General features: G+C 64.9%; 10 protein-coding genes. 6 read left to right on the plus strand and 4 right to left on the minus strand.

Features of this window, described 5'->3' with window-relative positions:
- Positions 1–108 precede the first annotated feature (108 nt).
- From QUW00_RS00735 to QUW00_RS00745, 3 genes are read left to right on the plus strand one after another with little or no spacing between them, the layout of a single operon-like run.
- Positions 109–615 (plus strand): MarR family winged helix-turn-helix transcriptional regulator, encoded by a 507-nt coding sequence (locus tag QUW00_RS00735; protein ID WP_289612495.1) that lies wholly within the window; start codon positions 109–111, stop codon positions 613–615.
- Entirely contained in the window at positions 608–2437 is a 1830-nt protein-coding gene (locus QUW00_RS00740; RefSeq protein WP_289612496.1) for an ABC transporter ATP-binding protein, read from the plus strand. The genes QUW00_RS00735 and QUW00_RS00740 overlap by 8 nt, the downstream gene beginning before the upstream one ends.
- Positions 2427–4394 carry an ABC transporter ATP-binding protein gene (locus QUW00_RS00745; protein ID WP_289612497.1) on the plus strand — a complete coding sequence of 656 codons (1968 nt, stop codon included), beginning with the start codon at positions 2427–2429 and terminating at the stop codon, positions 4392–4394. Before QUW00_RS00740 ends, QUW00_RS00745 begins: the two co-directional genes overlap by 11 nt.
- Positions 4395–4717: 323 nt before the next feature.
- Here the strand turns inward: QUW00_RS00745 and QUW00_RS00750 are convergent, their stop codons facing one another.
- Positions 4718–5524: an HAD family hydrolase gene (locus QUW00_RS00750; protein WP_289612498.1), complete on the minus strand. Its 807-nt coding sequence runs from the start codon at positions 5522–5524 to the stop codon at positions 4718–4720.
- 105 nt (positions 5525–5629) lie between these two features.
- On the opposite strand from QUW00_RS00750, the gene rlmKL reads away from it, so the two are divergent.
- Positions 5630–7966 (plus strand): bifunctional 23S rRNA (guanine(2069)-N(7))-methyltransferase RlmK/23S rRNA (guanine(2445)-N(2))-methyltransferase RlmL, encoded by a 2337-nt coding sequence (rlmKL, locus tag QUW00_RS00755; protein WP_289612499.1) that lies wholly within the window; start codon positions 5630–5632, stop codon positions 7964–7966.
- 316 nt (positions 7967–8282) lie between these two features.
- Positions 8283–10331, plus strand: coding sequence for a KUP/HAK/KT family potassium transporter (locus tag QUW00_RS00760; protein ID WP_289612500.1), 2049 nt, complete (start codon positions 8283–8285; stop codon positions 10329–10331).
- A gap of 187 nt (positions 10332–10518) precedes the next feature.
- Here QUW00_RS00760 and QUW00_RS00765 read toward each other — a convergent pair whose 3' ends face one another.
- Positions 10519–11307, minus strand: a complete 789-nt coding sequence (locus QUW00_RS00765) for a nitroreductase family protein (protein ID WP_289612501.1) — start codon at positions 11305–11307, stop codon at positions 10519–10521.
- A 182-nt stretch (positions 11308–11489) separates the two neighbouring features.
- On the opposite strand from QUW00_RS00765, the gene QUW00_RS00770 reads away from it, so the two are divergent.
- A complete protein-coding gene (locus QUW00_RS00770) occupies positions 11490–13694 on the plus strand; it encodes an LTA synthase family protein (RefSeq protein ID WP_289612502.1) in 2205 nt (734 codons plus the stop codon).
- A gap of 119 nt (positions 13695–13813) precedes the next feature.
- On the opposite strand, the gene bilS is transcribed toward QUW00_RS00770, so the two are convergent.
- Positions 13814–14359, minus strand: a complete 546-nt coding sequence (gene bilS / locus QUW00_RS00775) for a flavodoxin family protein BilS (RefSeq protein WP_289612503.1) — start codon at positions 14357–14359, stop codon at positions 13814–13816.
- A gap of 134 nt (positions 14360–14493) precedes the next feature.
- Positions 14494–16374, minus strand: a complete 1881-nt coding sequence (locus tag QUW00_RS00780) for a PTS mannitol transporter subunit IICBA (protein ID WP_289612504.1) — start codon at positions 16372–16374, stop codon at positions 14494–14496.
- Positions 16375–16538 lie beyond the last annotated feature (164 nt).

Raw genomic sequence — 16538 nt, forward strand, 5'->3', positions numbered from 1 at the left:
AACGATTATTTCATGTACCTAATTATTCGGTACCTTGACTTTATCCTTATCGGTAGTAATCTTCTTTCGTCAAACCGAACGAATCGCATACAGAGAGAGGAGTAACGCATGTGTATGCCCGCCGACGACACGTCGTCGCGGCCCGATGAGCGGCATGCCCGTCCAGCGCCGGATGAGCCGCAGCCTTCGGACTCCCCCGAGGAGGCGCGCGCCCGCCGTCTCTTGTGGGATATCGGCTTTTGCGGCCAGTACCTGCACTTTCACAGCGGTGGTAGGTCGGGCCGCGCGGCCATCATCTGCCTGCTCGCCAAAAACGGGGGTCAGATGTCGCAACAGGAGCTCGGCTCCTTCTTCGAGCTCAAGCCGGGCTCGCTGTCGGAGATTCTCGCAAAGATCGAGAACGCCGGCTTGATCGAGCGCACGCGCAACCCCGAGGACCGGCGCCAGCTCACCATCCGCCTCACCGAAAAGGGAATCGAGGAGGCGGCGCGCGAGCAGGAGGGGCGCAACCAATTCCGTCGCCAGGCGTTCGCGTGCCTGAGCGAGACGGAGCAAGAGCAGCTGCTCGACATGCTCGATAAGATTCGAACGCATTGGGAGGGATTGCATGATTAAAACGCTCATGGGGAGCATCCGCGAGTACCGCAAAGCGGCCATCGCGACCCCCATCATCGTGTCGGGCGAGGTGGTGATGGAAGTCGCCATCCCGTTTGTCACCGCCCAGCTCATCAACGTCATCCAGCAGGGTGCTAGCGTACCCGAGATGCTGCCGTACGCCGGCCTGCTCGTGGCCATGGCGCTCGCGTCGCTCGCCTTCGGCATCGGCGCCGGCCTCACCTGCAGCCAGGCTTCCTGCGGCTTCGCCAAGAACCTGCGCCACGACGTGTTCGCCGCGGTGCAGCGCTTCAGCTTCGCCAACATCGACCAGTTCTCCAGCTCGTCGCTGGTGACGCGTCTCACGACGGACATCACCAACGTGCAGCTCGCCTACATGATGGTCATCCGCACGGCCATCCGCTGCCCGCTGATCCTTGTCTGCGGCATCATCATGGCCTTCGTCATGGGCGGCCCCATGGCCATCGTCTTCGTAATCGTCGTGCCCATCCTGGGCTTCGGCCTGTTCAAGGTCGTGCGTACTGTGCACCCGATCTTCCGCTCCGTCTTCCGCAAATACGACGCGCTCAACGAGTCGATCGAGGAGAACGTCACCGGCATGCGCGACGTCAAGAGCTACGTGCGCCAGAACTATGAGAAAGAGAAGTTCGGCCGCGCCGCGCAGGACGTCTGCGCCGACTTCACGCGCGCCGAGAAGATCCTCGCCTTCAACTCGCCGATGATGAACCTCGCCGTGTTCACGGTGTTCACGGTCATCATCCAGTTCGGCTCCTACCTGATCATCTCGAGCCGCGGCACCATGCTCAACGTCGGCCAGTTCTCCGCGCTGACCACCTACGGCTTCATGATCCTCATGGCGCTCATGATGGTGTCGATGGTCTTCGCCATGATCACCATGGCGCAGGAGTCCGCCGAGCGTATCGTCGAGGTCATCGAGACCGAGCCCACCATCAAGAACCCGGAGCACCCCGTCACCGAGATGAAGGACGGCTCCATCGACTTCGACAACGTGACCTTCAAGTACTCCGAGAAGGCAGAGCACCGCGCCCTCGCCGAGATCGACCTGCACATCGCCAGCGGCGAGACCCTGGGCATCATGGGCGGCACCGGCTCGGCCAAGACGTCGCTGATCAACCTGATCAGCCGCCTATACGACGTGACCGAGGGCTCCGTCAAGGTCGGCGGCGTGGACGTGCGCGACTACGACCTCGAGTTCCTCCGCAACAACGTGGCCGTCGTGCTCCAGAAAAACGTGCTGTTCTCCGGCACCATCAAGGAGAACCTGCGCTGGGGCGACCCGGACGCCTCCTACGACGAGCTCGTGGAGGTCTGCAAGCTCGCGCAGGCCGACGAGTTCATCCAGGGCTTCCCGCAGAAGTATGACACCTACATCGAGCAGGGCGGCACCAACGTGTCCGGCGGCCAGAAGCAGCGCCTGTGCATCGCCCGCGCGCTGCTCAAGCACCCCAAGGTGCTGATCCTGGACGACTCCACCTCCGCCGTCGACACCAAGACCGACGCGCTCATCCGCGAGGGCCTCAGCGCTTACCTGCCCGAGACCACCAAGATCATCATCGCGCAGCGCACGAGCTCGGTGGAGCACGCCGACCGCATCCTCGTGCTCGACAACGGCCACATCGCCGGCCTGGGCACGCACGACGAGCTCATGAAGACCTGCGACATCTACCGCGACACCTACATCCAGCAGAATCGCACCGACGATGACGACGTGAGCGCCGCCGAGCCCGTCGAGGCCGCGCCCGCCGAGGTGACCGCCGCAGATGCCGAGACCCCGAAGGGAGGTGTCGCCGATGAGCATTAATGCCGAAGCTCGCAAGGAATACGAGGCCAAGCGCCAAAACGTCGCGGGCCGTCAGACCGACGACGGAAACCGCCGCCCGGGACGCGGCCGCACGCTCGGACGCCTCATCCGCACCCTGTTCTCGTTCTATCCCAAGCTCCTGCCGATCGTGGCCGTCTGCATCGTCGTGCAGGCGATCCTGTCGGCCATGCCGGCGACCTTCATCCAGCGCGCCCTCGAGATCGTGACCGCCACCTGGCAGTCCGGCGACTGGGCGTCGGTCTCGGGCCGCATCACGTCGCTCACCCTCACGCTCATCTGCGTGTATGCCGTCACGCTCATCGCCAACTTCACCCAGACGCGCCTCATGGCCATCATCACCCAGGGCTCGCTCGAGAAGTTCCGCGAGAAGCTGTTCGACCACATGCAGGACCTGCCGATCAGCTACTTCGATCAGCACCAGCGCGGCGACATCATGAGCTACTACACCAACGATATCGACACGCTGCGCCAGATGATCTCGCAGTCCATGCCCAACATCTGCCTGACGGTCATCACCTGCTGCTCGGTCATCTGCGTCATGATGTACTACAGCGTCTGGATGGCGCTCGTGGTCATCGCCGGCGTGGGCTTCATGGCCTACATGACCAAGCAGCTCGGCGGCCGCTCCGCCCGCAACTTCGTGGCGCAGCAGCACGAGATCTCGGTCGTCGAGGGCCATGTCGAGGAGATCATGAACGGCCAGCGCGTCGTCAAGGTGTTCTGCCATGAGGACGCCGCCCAGGAGGACTTCGACGTCCGCAACGAGCGCCTGTTCCGCGCTGCCCGCGCCGCGAACATGTACACCAACACGCTTGGCCCGATCCTCATGAACCTCGGCAACCTCATGTACGTCATCGTGGCGCTCGTGGGCGGCATCTTCATCGCCACCGGCGTGCCCAACGTGTCCGTGTCCGGTCTGGCGTTCTCCGTCGCCGTGACCGTGCCGTTCCTCAACATGACCAAGCAGTTCGCCGGCCAGATCGGCCAGATCTCGCAGCAGATCAACGCCGTGGTCATGGGCCTTGCGGGCGCTGAGCGCATCTTTGAGCTCATGGACGAGGAGCCCGAGCACGACGAGGGCTACGTCACGCTGGTCAACACCAAGATGGAGAACGGCCAGCTCGTCGAGGCCGCCGGCAAGCACACCGGCCGCTGGGCCTGGAAGCACCCGCACCAGGACGGCACCGTGGAGCTCGTGCCGCTTCAGGGCGACGTGCGCCTGGTCGACGTGGACTTTGGCTACAAGCCCGGCCACACGGTGCTGCACGACGTGAGCGTGTGGGCCAAGCCCGGCCAGAAGATCGCCTTCGTGGGCGCGACCGGCGCCGGCAAGACCACGATCACGAACCTGATCAACCGCTTCTACGACATCAACAAGGGCAAGATCCGCTACGACGGCATCAACATCGAGAAGATCCGTAAGGACGACCTGCGTCGCTCGCTCGGCATGGTCCTGCAGGACGTGAACCTGTTCACCGGCACCGTTATGGACAACATCCGCTACGGACGCCTGGATGCCACCGACGAGGAATGCATCGCCGCGGCCAAGCTGGCCGGCGCGCACGGCTTCATCGAGCGCCTGCCGGAGGGCTACCAGACGATGCTTTCCGACAACGGCTCCAACCTGTCGCAGGGCCAGCGCCAGCTGCTGTCCATCTCGCGCGCCGCGGTCGCCGACCCGCCCGTCATGATCCTGGACGAGGCGACCTCGTCGATCGACACGCGCACCGAGGCCATCGTGCAGCGCGGCATGGACGCCCTCATGAACGGCCGCACGACGTTCGTGATTGCCCACCGCCTGTCCACCGTACGCAACTCCGACGCGATCATCGTGCTCGACCACGGCCGCATCATCGAGCGCGGCAGCCACGACGAGCTGATCGCCAAGCGCGGCACCTATTACCAGCTCTACACCGGCGCGTTTGAGCTGGAGTAACGCTGTCTGAGCGCATACGCCTTAGGCATGACGACGGCCTTCCCGGAATTCCGGGGAGGCCGTTTTTCGTGCTGCGATTCAGGCTACAGGACGCGGCAGGCCGCGATAGGACGCATGTCTTGCCCCACAGGTCGCGAAGTGAGTGCTTCGATTCGGAATGGCCGAGTAGACGCACTCGGTCAATGCGCAAAACCGCTGGTACGCAAATTGCGACCGCTTCGGTATACAAAGCGGTTCCGAAAGAAAGCACTCACTTTGCGACGTCGGGACATGCGCGGGCGAGAAATGGGAGGGATGCCGCGCTTCGAGGTGCGGCATCCGGGCTAGATGAGGCCGAAATGCTCCAAGCCGGTGACGACGCCGTCGTGCTCAGCGGAGTCCGTCACGTAGGCGGATGCGGCCTTCACGCTGGCAAGGGCGTTGCCCATGGCGACCGGGGTCTCGACGGCGCGCAGCATCGGCAGGTCGTTCTCCGAGTCGCCGAACGCGTAGGTGCCCTGCGCGTCCAGGCCGAGCGCCGCAAGCGCGGCGCGCACGCCGACGCCCTTGTCCACGCCGCGCAACGTGCACTCGCCGGTTCCCAGCCCCAGATCGTAGGTCCCGTAGTGCGCGTCGATAAACTCCTTCATGTGCGCCAGGCGGGGCAGCATCTCGTTGGTGTAGGAAAACTTGCTGAAGCGCATGGGCGTCTTGGCGCGCAGCTCGGCCAGGGAATGCGTCACGACGGTACCCGGGATGTCGGTGTAGTCGCCGCCGCGGGGCAGCAGGGCGGCGACGGTATCGCTGCCCTCGAAGATCACCTCGATGCCCAGCTCTTCAAAATGCCGGACGGTCTGCTCGAGCAGCGGCACGTCGATGGTTTTCTCCGACACCATGGCGCCGTCCATATACAGGCAGGCGCCGGCGGACAGCACGAGCCCCGTGGGCTTGAGGTCGAGCAGCTCGCGCTGCAGCAGGCATAAGGGACGCCCGGTGCAGATGAAGGTGCGGTGGCCGCGGGCATGCAAGCGCGCAAAGGCCTCGATGATCCCGGCGGTCGGGCGCGCGTGCGCGACGTTTTTGGCAGCGTTGCTCGACGGGTCGTGCCAGATCAGCGTTCCGTCCACATCGAAAAACACGGTTGCAGGCATATCCCCTACTCCTTTCGCAACGGCGCGGGGCACATGGGGCCGGCCGCGCCGCAACCCATCATATAATGGACCTCGCATGTTGAACCCCTTCTTGAGAGGTCATCCATGGAATTCTTTGCCAGCTGCCCCGAGGGCTTCGAAGACGCGCTCGCCGACGAGCTGCACGCGCTCGGCGCGCGACAGGTCCGCAAGCTCAAGGGCCGCGTTGCCTTTGCGGGCGAGGCGCGCGACGCCCAGCGCGTGTGTCTGTGGTCCCGCCTGGCGAGCCGCGTGCTCGTCGTGCTCGCCCGTTTTGATTGCCGGGACGCCGACGAGCTCTACGACGGCATCTACGCCATGCCCTGGGAGGATATCCTCGCGCCGCGCGCCACCGTCGCCGTGTCGGCGCGCGGCACGAACGACCGTCTGCGCAACTCACACTACGTCGCGCTGCGGGTCAAAGACGCCCTGTGCGACCGCTTGGCCGACGAGGCCGGAACGCGCGCCGACGTGGACACCGCTCACCCCGACGCCCGCATCGCCGTCTCGCTGCGCGGAGAGCGGGTGAGTGTGCATCTTGACCTGTCCGGCGAGCCGCTGTTCCGCCGCGGTATCGACGCCGTGCACGGCGCGGAGCGCACGCGCGGGCTTCGGGCGGACTACGCGGCACTCGCCCTCATGCAGGCGGGCTGGAACGAGCTGTGCGATGGCGCGGGCGCTACAGGCGATGCGGGCCAGGGCGCCGGCGCGCCGGTGCTTATCGACGCCAGCTGCGGCGACGCCGGCCTGTTGCTCGAGGCATCCGCCATGGCGGCTGGACGCGCGCCCGGGCTGCTGCGCGAGCGCTGGGGCTTTACCGCGTGGACGGGGCACGATGCCGCCGCCTGGCACGAGCTGGTCGATGAGGCCGATCGACGTGCCGAGCAGGGGGCTGACAGCCCGGCACGCATCCTGGCGACCGACATCGACGGCCAGGCGGCGGCGCTTGCGCGGCGCGCCCTCAAGCGCGCCGGCCTGACGCGCAACGTGATCTTCGTCCAACCCGACGTCGAGAAGATTATGCAGAAGCTTCCCCACCCCGCAGGTGATGCGGGGCGCGATGACCTGGCACCGAGCGCCGGCGCCATCGTGCTCAATGTGGCAGACGCCCCGTTCGGGCACATGAACCGCACGCTCGAGCTGGTCGAGGACCTCTACGGCACGCCGGAGCTCGCCTCCTTCCCCGTCGTCGCCCTCGCCCGCGACGGGCTCGTCGCCCGCGCGGTCGCAGGCGCGACGTCCCGCTCGGTTGACATCCGGCTCGACAGCAAGCCCGCACGCATCGTCGCCTTCGCCCCTGCGCAGGATCGCGACACGGCGGGCGATGAAGGCCGCACGGGCTCCGCCCGGGCGACCGTGGACGTAGGTGACGGCAAGCCGGTCGGCGTGCTCGTCCCCGAGTCCGATCAGTTTGCCGCCCGCCTGCGCAAGGTCGCCCGACAGCGGCGCAAATGGGCCAAGCGCACCGGTGTCACCTGCTACCGCGTCTACGACGCCGACCTGCCGGACTATTCCGCGGCCATCGACCTGTACGAGACCTGCGGCGACCGTCCGCAGCGCTGGATGGTCCTCGCCGAATACGCCGCGCCCCGTTCGGTAGACCCCGAGCTCGCCCAAGCGCGCCTGCTCGATATGCTCGCGATCGCCCCGCGCGTGCTCGACGTCGCACCCGAGCGCGTCATCGCCCGCTCGCGCACGCGCTCGCGCGGCGGCTCCCAGTACGCCCACGCAGGCGGCGCACGCACCGAGGCGCGCTCGGTGCGTGAGGGGGCGTCGCCCGAACACAGCGGCAGAGAAAACCTGCTCATACGCGAAGGGGGCCTGACGTTTGAGGTCGACTTCGAGAGCTATCTGGACACCGGCATCTTCCTCGACCATCGCGTGACGCGCGACCTGGTGCGCCAACGCGCGCAGGGCTGCCGGCGCTTCCTCAACCTGTTTGCCTACACCGGCACCGCGACCTGCTACGCGGCCGACGGAGGCGCACAGCAGACGACGACGGTGGACCTGTCGAACACCTACCTCGAGTGGGCGCGGCGCAACATGGCGCGCAACGGCTTTACCGGCCCCGCGCACCGCTTCGTGCGCGCCGACGTGCTCACCTGGATCGATCGCGAAGTGCGCGCCGGGCACCGCTGGGACCTCATCTTCTGCGACCCGCCGACGTTTTCCAACTCGTCCAAGATGGGGCAGCGCACCTGGGACGTGCAACGCGACCATGTCGAGCTGCTCTCTGCGCTCGCCCGCCTGCTCACACCCGGCGGATGTGCCATCTTCTCATGCAACCTGCGCACCTTTAAGCCGGATACCGCCGCGCTCGAGCGCGCGGAGGTTGCCCTCGAGGATATCAGCGCACAGACCATACCCGAGGATTTCGCCCGCAATCCGCGCATCCATCGCTGCTACCTCGTGCGTGCGCGCTGATTGTGGCCCACCTGAGCGGACGACAGAAAGCAGCGACAAGGAAAGCGGCCCTCAGGGCGATAAGGCGCCGACAAGAAGGATGGCGGCCCAGAGCGAGAAGGCGATGACAGCGGAACCCGATGAGGGGACATCGGTGGAGCAGCTGAACAAGAGACGCGCCGCGCGTCAGGCCTTGTCGCCATGTTCGGGCGGCCGCTTCCTGTTGTCGTGCACCTGTCAGCCGAAGCAACCCCCCCTCACGACCATTGCATCCAAGGGCAAAGCCTTAGATAATTACCTCTTAACCTGTCAGTCGAATCGGGAGGATACGTCCACCATGAAAGATTCCGCCCAAGCCGTAGCCGGGGATACTTCCTCGTCATCGCACTCTTCGGGCAACATCCCCATCAGCATCGGAGCGATGCTCGTCACCCTCGGCGTGGTGTACGGCGACATCGGAACGTCGCCCATGTACGTCACCAAGGCGCTGCTCGCCGGAAACGGCGGCATCATGTCCGTCAACGAGGAGTTCATCCTCGGCGCGCTCTCGCTCGTCATCTGGACGGTCACGCTGCTGACCACGGTCAAGTACGTGCTCATCTCGCTGCGCGCCGACAACCACGGCGAAGGCGGCATCTTCGCGCTCTACAGCATCGTGCGCCGCGGCGCCAAGTGGCTCATCATCCCCGCCATGCTCGGCGGCTCCGCGCTGCTGGCCGACGGCGTCCTCACCCCTGCGGTGACGATCACCACCGCCATCGAGGGCTTGCGCACCATCCCCGAGGTCCATGCGATCATGGGCGATAACCAGACCAACGTCGTCGTCATCACCCTCATCATCGTGTGCCTCCTGTTCTTGGTGCAGCGCGCCGGCACGTCCAAGATCGGCCGTGCGTTCGGCCCGGTCATGACGTTTTGGTTCCTGTTCCTCGGCGTGTCCGGCCTGCTCCACGTGCTGGGCAACCCCGTGGTCATCAAGGCATTCAACCCCATCCGCGGCATCATGTTCCTGTTCTCGCCCAACAACCACGCAGGCATCATGATCCTCGGCAGCTGCTTCCTGGCCACCACCGGCGCCGAGGCCCTCTACTCCGACATGGGTCACGTCGGCCGCGGCAACATCTACGCCACCTGGCCGTTCGTCAAGATCTGCCTGGTCCTGTCCTACCTGGGCCAGGGCGCGTGGCTGCTCGCCAACGCCGGCAACGCCGACCTGCTGAGCATCGAGGACCTGAACCCGTTCTTCCAGATGCTGCCCGATGTCATCCGTCCCTTCGGCGTCGTGCTGTCCACCTGCGCGGCCATCATCGCGTCTCAGGCCCTCATCACCGGCGCCTTCTCGCTGGTGTCCGAGGCCAGCCGCCTCGACCTCATGCCGCACATGCAGGTGTTCTACCCCGCCGAGACCCGCGGCCAGCTCTACATCCCCATGGTCAACTACGTCATGTGGGCGGGCTGCATCATCGTCGTGCTGCTGTTCCAGTCCTCCGCGCACATGGAGGCCGCCTACGGTCTGGCCATCACCATCACGATGCTGTGCACGACGCTGCTTCTGTTCTACTTCCTGCACGTCATCCGCAAGGTCAAGCTCACCCCGTGGATCTTCGTGGTGTTCTTCGTCGCGCTCGAGGGCTTCTTCTTCATCTCGTCGCTCACCAAGTTCTTCCACGGCGGCTACTTCACCATCATCCTGGCCCTGCTCATCGCCAGCATCATGGTGAGCTGGTACTACGGCAGCGCCGTCGAGCGCCGTCAGGCCAACCTGCTGCCCGTGCGCGACTACCTCGCCCAGCTCGATCGCCTGCGCCACGACTCCACCTACGACAAGCTCTGCGACAACCTGGTCTACCTCACCAACAACGGGCGCACCAACTACCTGGATCGCGACATCCTGTACTCGATCTTTGACAAGCATCCCAAGCGCGCCAACGCCTACTGGTTCGTCAACGTCAAGGTTACCGACCAGCCGCACACGTTTGAGTACTCGGTGGAGAACTTCGGGACCGACTACGTCTTCCGTGTCCACCTGTATCTGGGCTACAAGGTCAACCAGCGCGTCAACGCCTATCTGCGCCAGATCGTCGGCGAGCTGTCTGCCTCCGGCGAGCTGCCCCCGCAGCGCAGCGACTACTCCGTCTATAAGACGCCGGGCCCCATCGGCTCGTTCCGCTTCTGCATGGTGTACAAGACGCTGGCGCCCGAGTCCGATGTCGACCCGCGCGAGCGCTCCGCCATCGCCCTCAAGTACGCGATCCGTCGTCACGCCGGCTCGCCGGTCCAGTGGTACGGCCTGGAGAACTCCAACGTCATCTACGAGTACGTGCCGCTGTTCACCAAGTTCAAGGCTGTCGACCATCTGACGCGCATCTACCCGAACACGAAGTAGCGCACCGCATATCGTCGAGTAAACCCGCCGTCCCGGAAGTCACCGGGGCGGCAGGTTTTTCGTTTGCAGCGGCATGGGAAAATAGGGACAGGCACCTTTTTTCCCAATGGCTACCGGCAAGATGGTAATGAGCACAAACATGTCGTCATCGGGAAAAGGGCGACTGTCCCTATTTTCCCTCGTCGCTCTACCAGTTCTTGAGCCACAGCTCCATGGAGCGCCCCATCTCGGCCATGAAATCCGAGGTGTGCTTGCGCTCGTAGATGTCGAGCACGCGCTCGCCCGCCGTCTTCGCATGCGGGCGGAACATCGCGTCCATCTCGGCCACCTGCGCGTCGAGCGTCGCGGCGTCGGCGCGGCGATAGCGCTCGGGCATGACCAGGTTCACGGTAGGATGCGGCGTCGCGGGACGCTCCTTTGCCGGGACGCCCAGGATGAGCATGGACAGGGGAACCGTGTGCTCCGGCAGGTCGAGCAGGTCGCGCACCGCCTCGGCATTCTCCACGATGTCGCCGATATAGCAGCTGCCCAGGCCGACCGCCTCTGCGGCGATCACCGCATTTTGCGCCGCGATCACTGCGTCCTGCGCCGCGATGGCAAACTCGCCAAGACCCGGCGTGCGGCGGGGCTGCCTGCCGGTGCGCGCAACGTAGTCCTCATCGAAGCAGCCCACATGCTCGAACAGGTCGATCCACTTGCAGTAGTCGACCACGAACACGAGCGCCCAGGGGGCCTGCGCGATCATCGGCTGGTTGTCGCACAGGACCGCCAAGCGGTCGCGCGTCGCCTGTTCGCGCACGTCGATGATGGAGTACATCATCATCGCGCCCGCCGACGGGGCGCGCGTCGCCGCATGGAGCACCGCTTCGCGCTGTGTTGCGCTCACCTCAACGCCGTCGGCGAACCGCCGCGTGGAACTCCGCTGATCGATAAGCCGAAGCGTCGCGTTCTCCTGTATCGCCGCTGTGTTGTCCATGGCTTCCCACCATTCTTAGGATTCTTGGAATTTTGCTCAGATGCCCTGCTTATTGACGGATTCTCGACAATCGCACGGTACCATATCGTTCGCACTGTCAAGCACCTGTCAGCTTTTGTTAAGGATACATCCAGCCGCCCTCGGCACCACCGTGCAGCCGACGCGGCAAGAGGAGTTCATCGATGCTCGTCACCATCATCACCTGCGCGGGCCTTGTCGCCACGCTGCTGATCGGCGCCCGCGCGCAGCACGCGTCGCGCGCCGCAGGCTCCCCGCTTGCACCCGCCACGATTGCCTGGGGCGTCATCTTCGCCCTGTTCCAGCTGTTCATCGTCGTGTGGTCCGGCATCGGGCTGGTCGAGAACGAGCCCGCCTCCGCCATCGTGTTCAACATCGTGACGTGCGCCTGCGCGTACGCGAGCTTCCATCGGCCCACCCTGCAGGAGCGCATCCGCGCACTCGCGGGCCCGCAGGGCACCTTCCCCCACCCCGTCGTGGCGACGGTCATCGCGCTCGTGCTTGCCGGCATCTTCGCCACGCTCGGCCTCGAGGTGCCGTCCAACCACAACCTGCTGTGGATGTACCCGCTGTGCCTGCTGCTCGAGATCTCACTCGTTACCGCCCTGCTCGCCGGCACCTTCTTCTTGCTGCAGCGCCGCGCCGGCCTTGCCGGCATCTTCGCGTTCGCCCTTTTCCTCGTGGGCATCGCGGAGTACTTCGTCATCACCTTCAAGTCCATGCCGATCACCCCGGGCGACCTTACCGCCATCTCCACGGCGGCCGCGGTTGCCGGCACCGGCTACACCTATACGCTATCGGCCTACTGCCTGGTGGGCATGGCGCTTATGGGCATCTCCCTGGTCTGCCTGCAGACCGCGGCCCTCATCTGCCCCGAGGCCGCGCGCCACGGCCGCCGTGCGCTCGTGACCAACCTGGTCGTCGCCCTCGTGTGCCTCGGCGGCCTGACCGCGCACGTGACGCTCATCGACTACTACCACACCCTTACCATCCAGGTGTACACGTGGCGCCCGCTCGAGAGCTATTACCGTCAGGGCTTCCTGCCGGCCTTCATCTCGGGCGCGCAGACCATCAAGCCGCCGCGTCCCGACGACTACTCCACCGAGGACGCCGAGGCACTGATCGCGGACTATGTCGATCGCTACGACGCGGGCGCCGGCACCTCCGACGAGCGCACCGCCGCGGCCGCGCAGTTTGACGAGGAGCAGCCCACCGTCATCGCCATCATGAACGAGACGTTCTCCGATCTGTCCATCTACCAGCAGATGCACGCGAACTATGAGGGCCCCGAGTACTTCAAGAGCATCTCGGACTGCGTGTCGCGCGGCCGCCTGTACGTCTCGGCCTACGGCGGCGGCACCGCCAACACCGAGTTCGAGTTCCTCACCGGCAACTCCATGGCCAACCTCGGCTCCGGCGTATACCCCTACACCATCTACAACCTTATGGACACCGAGAACCTCGCTGCGCAGTTCAAGAGCCTGGGCTACGACACGACCGCCATGCACCCTAACCACGCCACCAACTGGAACCGCGAGAACGTCTACGAGGACTTCGGCTTCGACCAGTTCCTCGCCATCGAGGATTTCCAGGACGCCGAGACCCTGCGCGGCATGGTGACGGACCGCGCCACCTACGACAAGATCCTCGATCTGCTCGATGAGAACGAGAACCCGCAGTTCATCTTCGACGTGACGATGCAGAACCACTCCGGCTACAACACCGGGCTCGTCCCCGCCGACAAGCAGCTCAACCTGTCCATCGACGGCATGTACGACGGCGAGGTCAACGAGTACGTGTCGCTCATCCAGGAGTCCGACCGCGCGCTCGAGTACTTCATCGACCAGCTGAGCCAACTCGACCGCAAGGTGGTCGTGGTGTTCTTCGGCGACCACCAGCCGTTCTTCCCGTCGACCTACAACGACCTGTGGTTTACCGACGATGACCCGGCGGCCCACCAGATGCGCCTGTGGCAGACCGACTACATCATCTGGGCCAACTACGACGTCGCCGGCAACGACCAGGTAAGCGAGGTCGACGACCTGTCGACCAACTACCTGGCAGCCGAGCTCATGAACCTCATCGGCGCGCCGATGAGCGACTACCAGAAGGCCCAGATCGTGCTGCGTGAGGCCATGCCCGCGATCAACTCCTCCGGCTACGAGGACGCCGCCGGCACCTGGTTCCTCACGGGCAGCGTGTCCGACGATGAAGACACGAGCCCCGTCGAGCAGGCGCGGGCCGACTATGCCGTCATGCAGTACTACGAGATGTTCTACGACGGCAAGGAGATCTACACCAAGCGGTACCAGTCGGCGGCCAACGAGACGGATCCCAACCTGACACCGGGCACCACCAAGATCAAGTAAGGCAAAACGGGGCGGAGCGGACGGGCCGCTTCGCCCCGATGCGTGGGAGCCGCAACCAAAGCGGCTCAAAAAGAGGGCAGGTTACCTTCAGCGCGAACGGTAACCTGCCCTCTTTTGCGCTAGAGCGCGGCGCGGGCCGCGGCGACGATAGCCGCCAGATCGGCATCGTCAGGGTGGCTCTCCGCGGCGTGGAAGTTGTCGATCATCGACATGATGCGCGCGTCGCCCGGCTTCTCGGCAAGCATCGCCTCGTAGCGCGCGAGCACCCCGCCGCCCATGCGCCCCTGGCACATGGCTCCGCCCAGATAGACGGCGTCGGCGGGCAGCTTGGCGCGCACCGACGACAGGATGCGGTCGAAGTAGGCCGCCTCGCCGCCGAAGCCCGCCGTTCCGAACAGGAACACGCACTTGCCCGACAGCCCGGCCAAAACCTCGGCCACCTCATCGGTGCACGACCCTTTGTCGCACCAAAAGCCAACGAGAACCGTATCGGCGGCCTCGGTGAGCACCGACGCGCGCTTGACCGACTCCGGCGTGACCTGAATCGATGTCACCTGCGCCCCGTCGGCAGCGAGCGCGCGCTCGAGGGCCTCCGCGACCGTGCGCGTGTTGCCGCTGTTGCTGTTATAGGCGATGGCGATAGCTTTGCGAGCGGTATCGTTCATGGTGTGCTCCCATCTTCTTCGGCATCAAAGCACCCCTGTTGTACCCACTTTGCCGACAACAAAGGAGCAGGCGCGCCCCGCCGACATCGTGTCGACAAAACGCGCCTGTCCCTCGCCGTAACGGGACCCTGCCGTTACCCGTTCAGCACCTCGGCGATCCACGCCACGTCATCGGTGGTCTTCATCTTCTCGAGCACGGCCACGTCCTCGATGGCCTTGCACACGGCCGCCAGGACCTCCAGGTGCTCGTTGCCCTTGCCGGCGATACCGAAGAGCAGATATGCCTTCTCGCCGTCGAAGTCGATGCCGTCGGGATACTGCTGGAGCACCACGCCCGTCTGCTTCACCGCGTCCTTGGCCTCGTTGGTCCCGTGCGGGATGGCGACGCCCATGCCCATGTAGACGCTCGTCAGGCGGTCGCGCTCAACCATGGCGTCGACGTACGCCTCGTCCACGCAGCCCTTCTTGACGAGCAGCTCGCCGGAGGCGCGAATGGCGTCCTCGCGCGGCAGGCTCGCGCAGCCCACCTGGATGTCGTCGACGGTCACGCTCAGCACAGGGGCCTCCTCGAGTGCGAGCTCGGGCGCGGGCTCCTCCTTGAGCGCCGGAGCCGCGACGTCGCCGGCCTTCAGCTCATGGGCGCGGGCAAGCTCGGTCAGCGCCTTGTAGAGCGCATCGAGCGCGGGGTCGTCCAGGAAGTTATCGATGGTCACGATCTGCGCGGTCGGGGCGCTCTTGCGGGCGCGCTCGGACAGCACGCGCTGGCAGACCACGATGGCGGCGTCGGCGGGCACCGTGTCCACACTCGAGTGCTCTACGGTGAGGTCGGGGCGCTCCGCCTTGATGCGGTTGCGGAAGCGCGTGGCGCCCATGGCCGAGGAGCCCATGCCGGCGTCGCAGGCGAAGACGATCTTGCCGCCCTGCGTGTCGGAGATGACCGCAGCCTCGGTCGTGCCCTTCATCTCGCGCATCTGCTCGCTCGCCGCGTCCAGGTCCGCTGCCGCCATAGAGCGCACGAGCGGCACGGCGATGGCAAACGAGACGCCCGCGGCGATGGCTACGCCGATGATGTTGGTCACCATGAACTCAGGCGGCGTCATCGACAGGAAGGCGATGATCGAACCGGGCGAGGCGGCCGAGGTCAGACCAGTGCCCGTGAAGCTGAACCACGCGATGGCGCACATGTTGCCCACGATGGGGGCGATGATGACCTTGGGGTTCATGAGGACATACGGGAAGTAGATCTCGTGGATGCCGCCGAAGAAGTGGATGATGACCGCACCAGGGGCGGACTGGCGGGTCTTGGCGTCCTTGCAGAAGAAGCAGTACGCAAGCAGCACACCCACGCCCGGGCCGGGGTTGGCCTCGAGCATGTACATGATGGAGCGGCCCGTCTCCTCGGCCTGCGCGATGCCGATTGGCGTAAAGATGCCGTGGTTGATCGCGTTGTTGAGGAACAGCACCTTGGCCGGCTCGATGAAGATGGCGAGCAGCGGCATGAGGCCGTACTGGATGAGGATCTGGACGCCGCCCATGAGCACGGCGAGGATGGCCGTCATGATCGGGCCAATCGCCAGGTAGCCCAGCATGGCAAGCAGCATGCCGATGATACCGACCGAGAAGTTATCGATCAGCATCTCGAAGCCCGCCGGCGTCTTGCCCTCCATGAGCTTGTCGAACATCTTGATGATCCAGCCCGCAAACGGACCCATCACCATGGCGCCCATGAGCATCGTCGTATCCGGCGCGCCCGCGATGCAGCCGATGACCGCGATGGCGCCGACGATGCGTCCGCGGTCCCCGCCCGTGAGGAATCCGCCCTGGGCCGCGATGAGCACCGGGATGAGATAGCTCAGCATCGGACCCGTGATGCTGGCGAACTGCTCGTTGGGTAGCCATCCCGTCTCGATGAACAGCGCCGTCAAAAAGCCCCATGCGATAAAGGCACCGATGTTCGGCATCACCATACCGCTCAGGAACTTTCCGAATGACGACACCTTGTCTTTAATCGCCATCGTGTCCTCCCTTTCGATAGTTGCTATCGGTTCGATAGCTGGCATAGTAGATTGTTGTTTCGACAGTATCGTGATTATCGAGGATTTTCTGCTGTGAGCGGTATGTTTCGCTCGGTGGATGGTCGATTTCGCCGTTGTTTTCAAAGTTTTTGACTGTTGTATTG

It is taken from the genome of Collinsella tanakaei (assembly GCF_030373545.1).
In the GTDB taxonomy this organism is placed as follows: Bacteria; Actinomycetota; Coriobacteriia; order Coriobacteriales; family Coriobacteriaceae; genus Collinsella; species Collinsella tanakaei_C.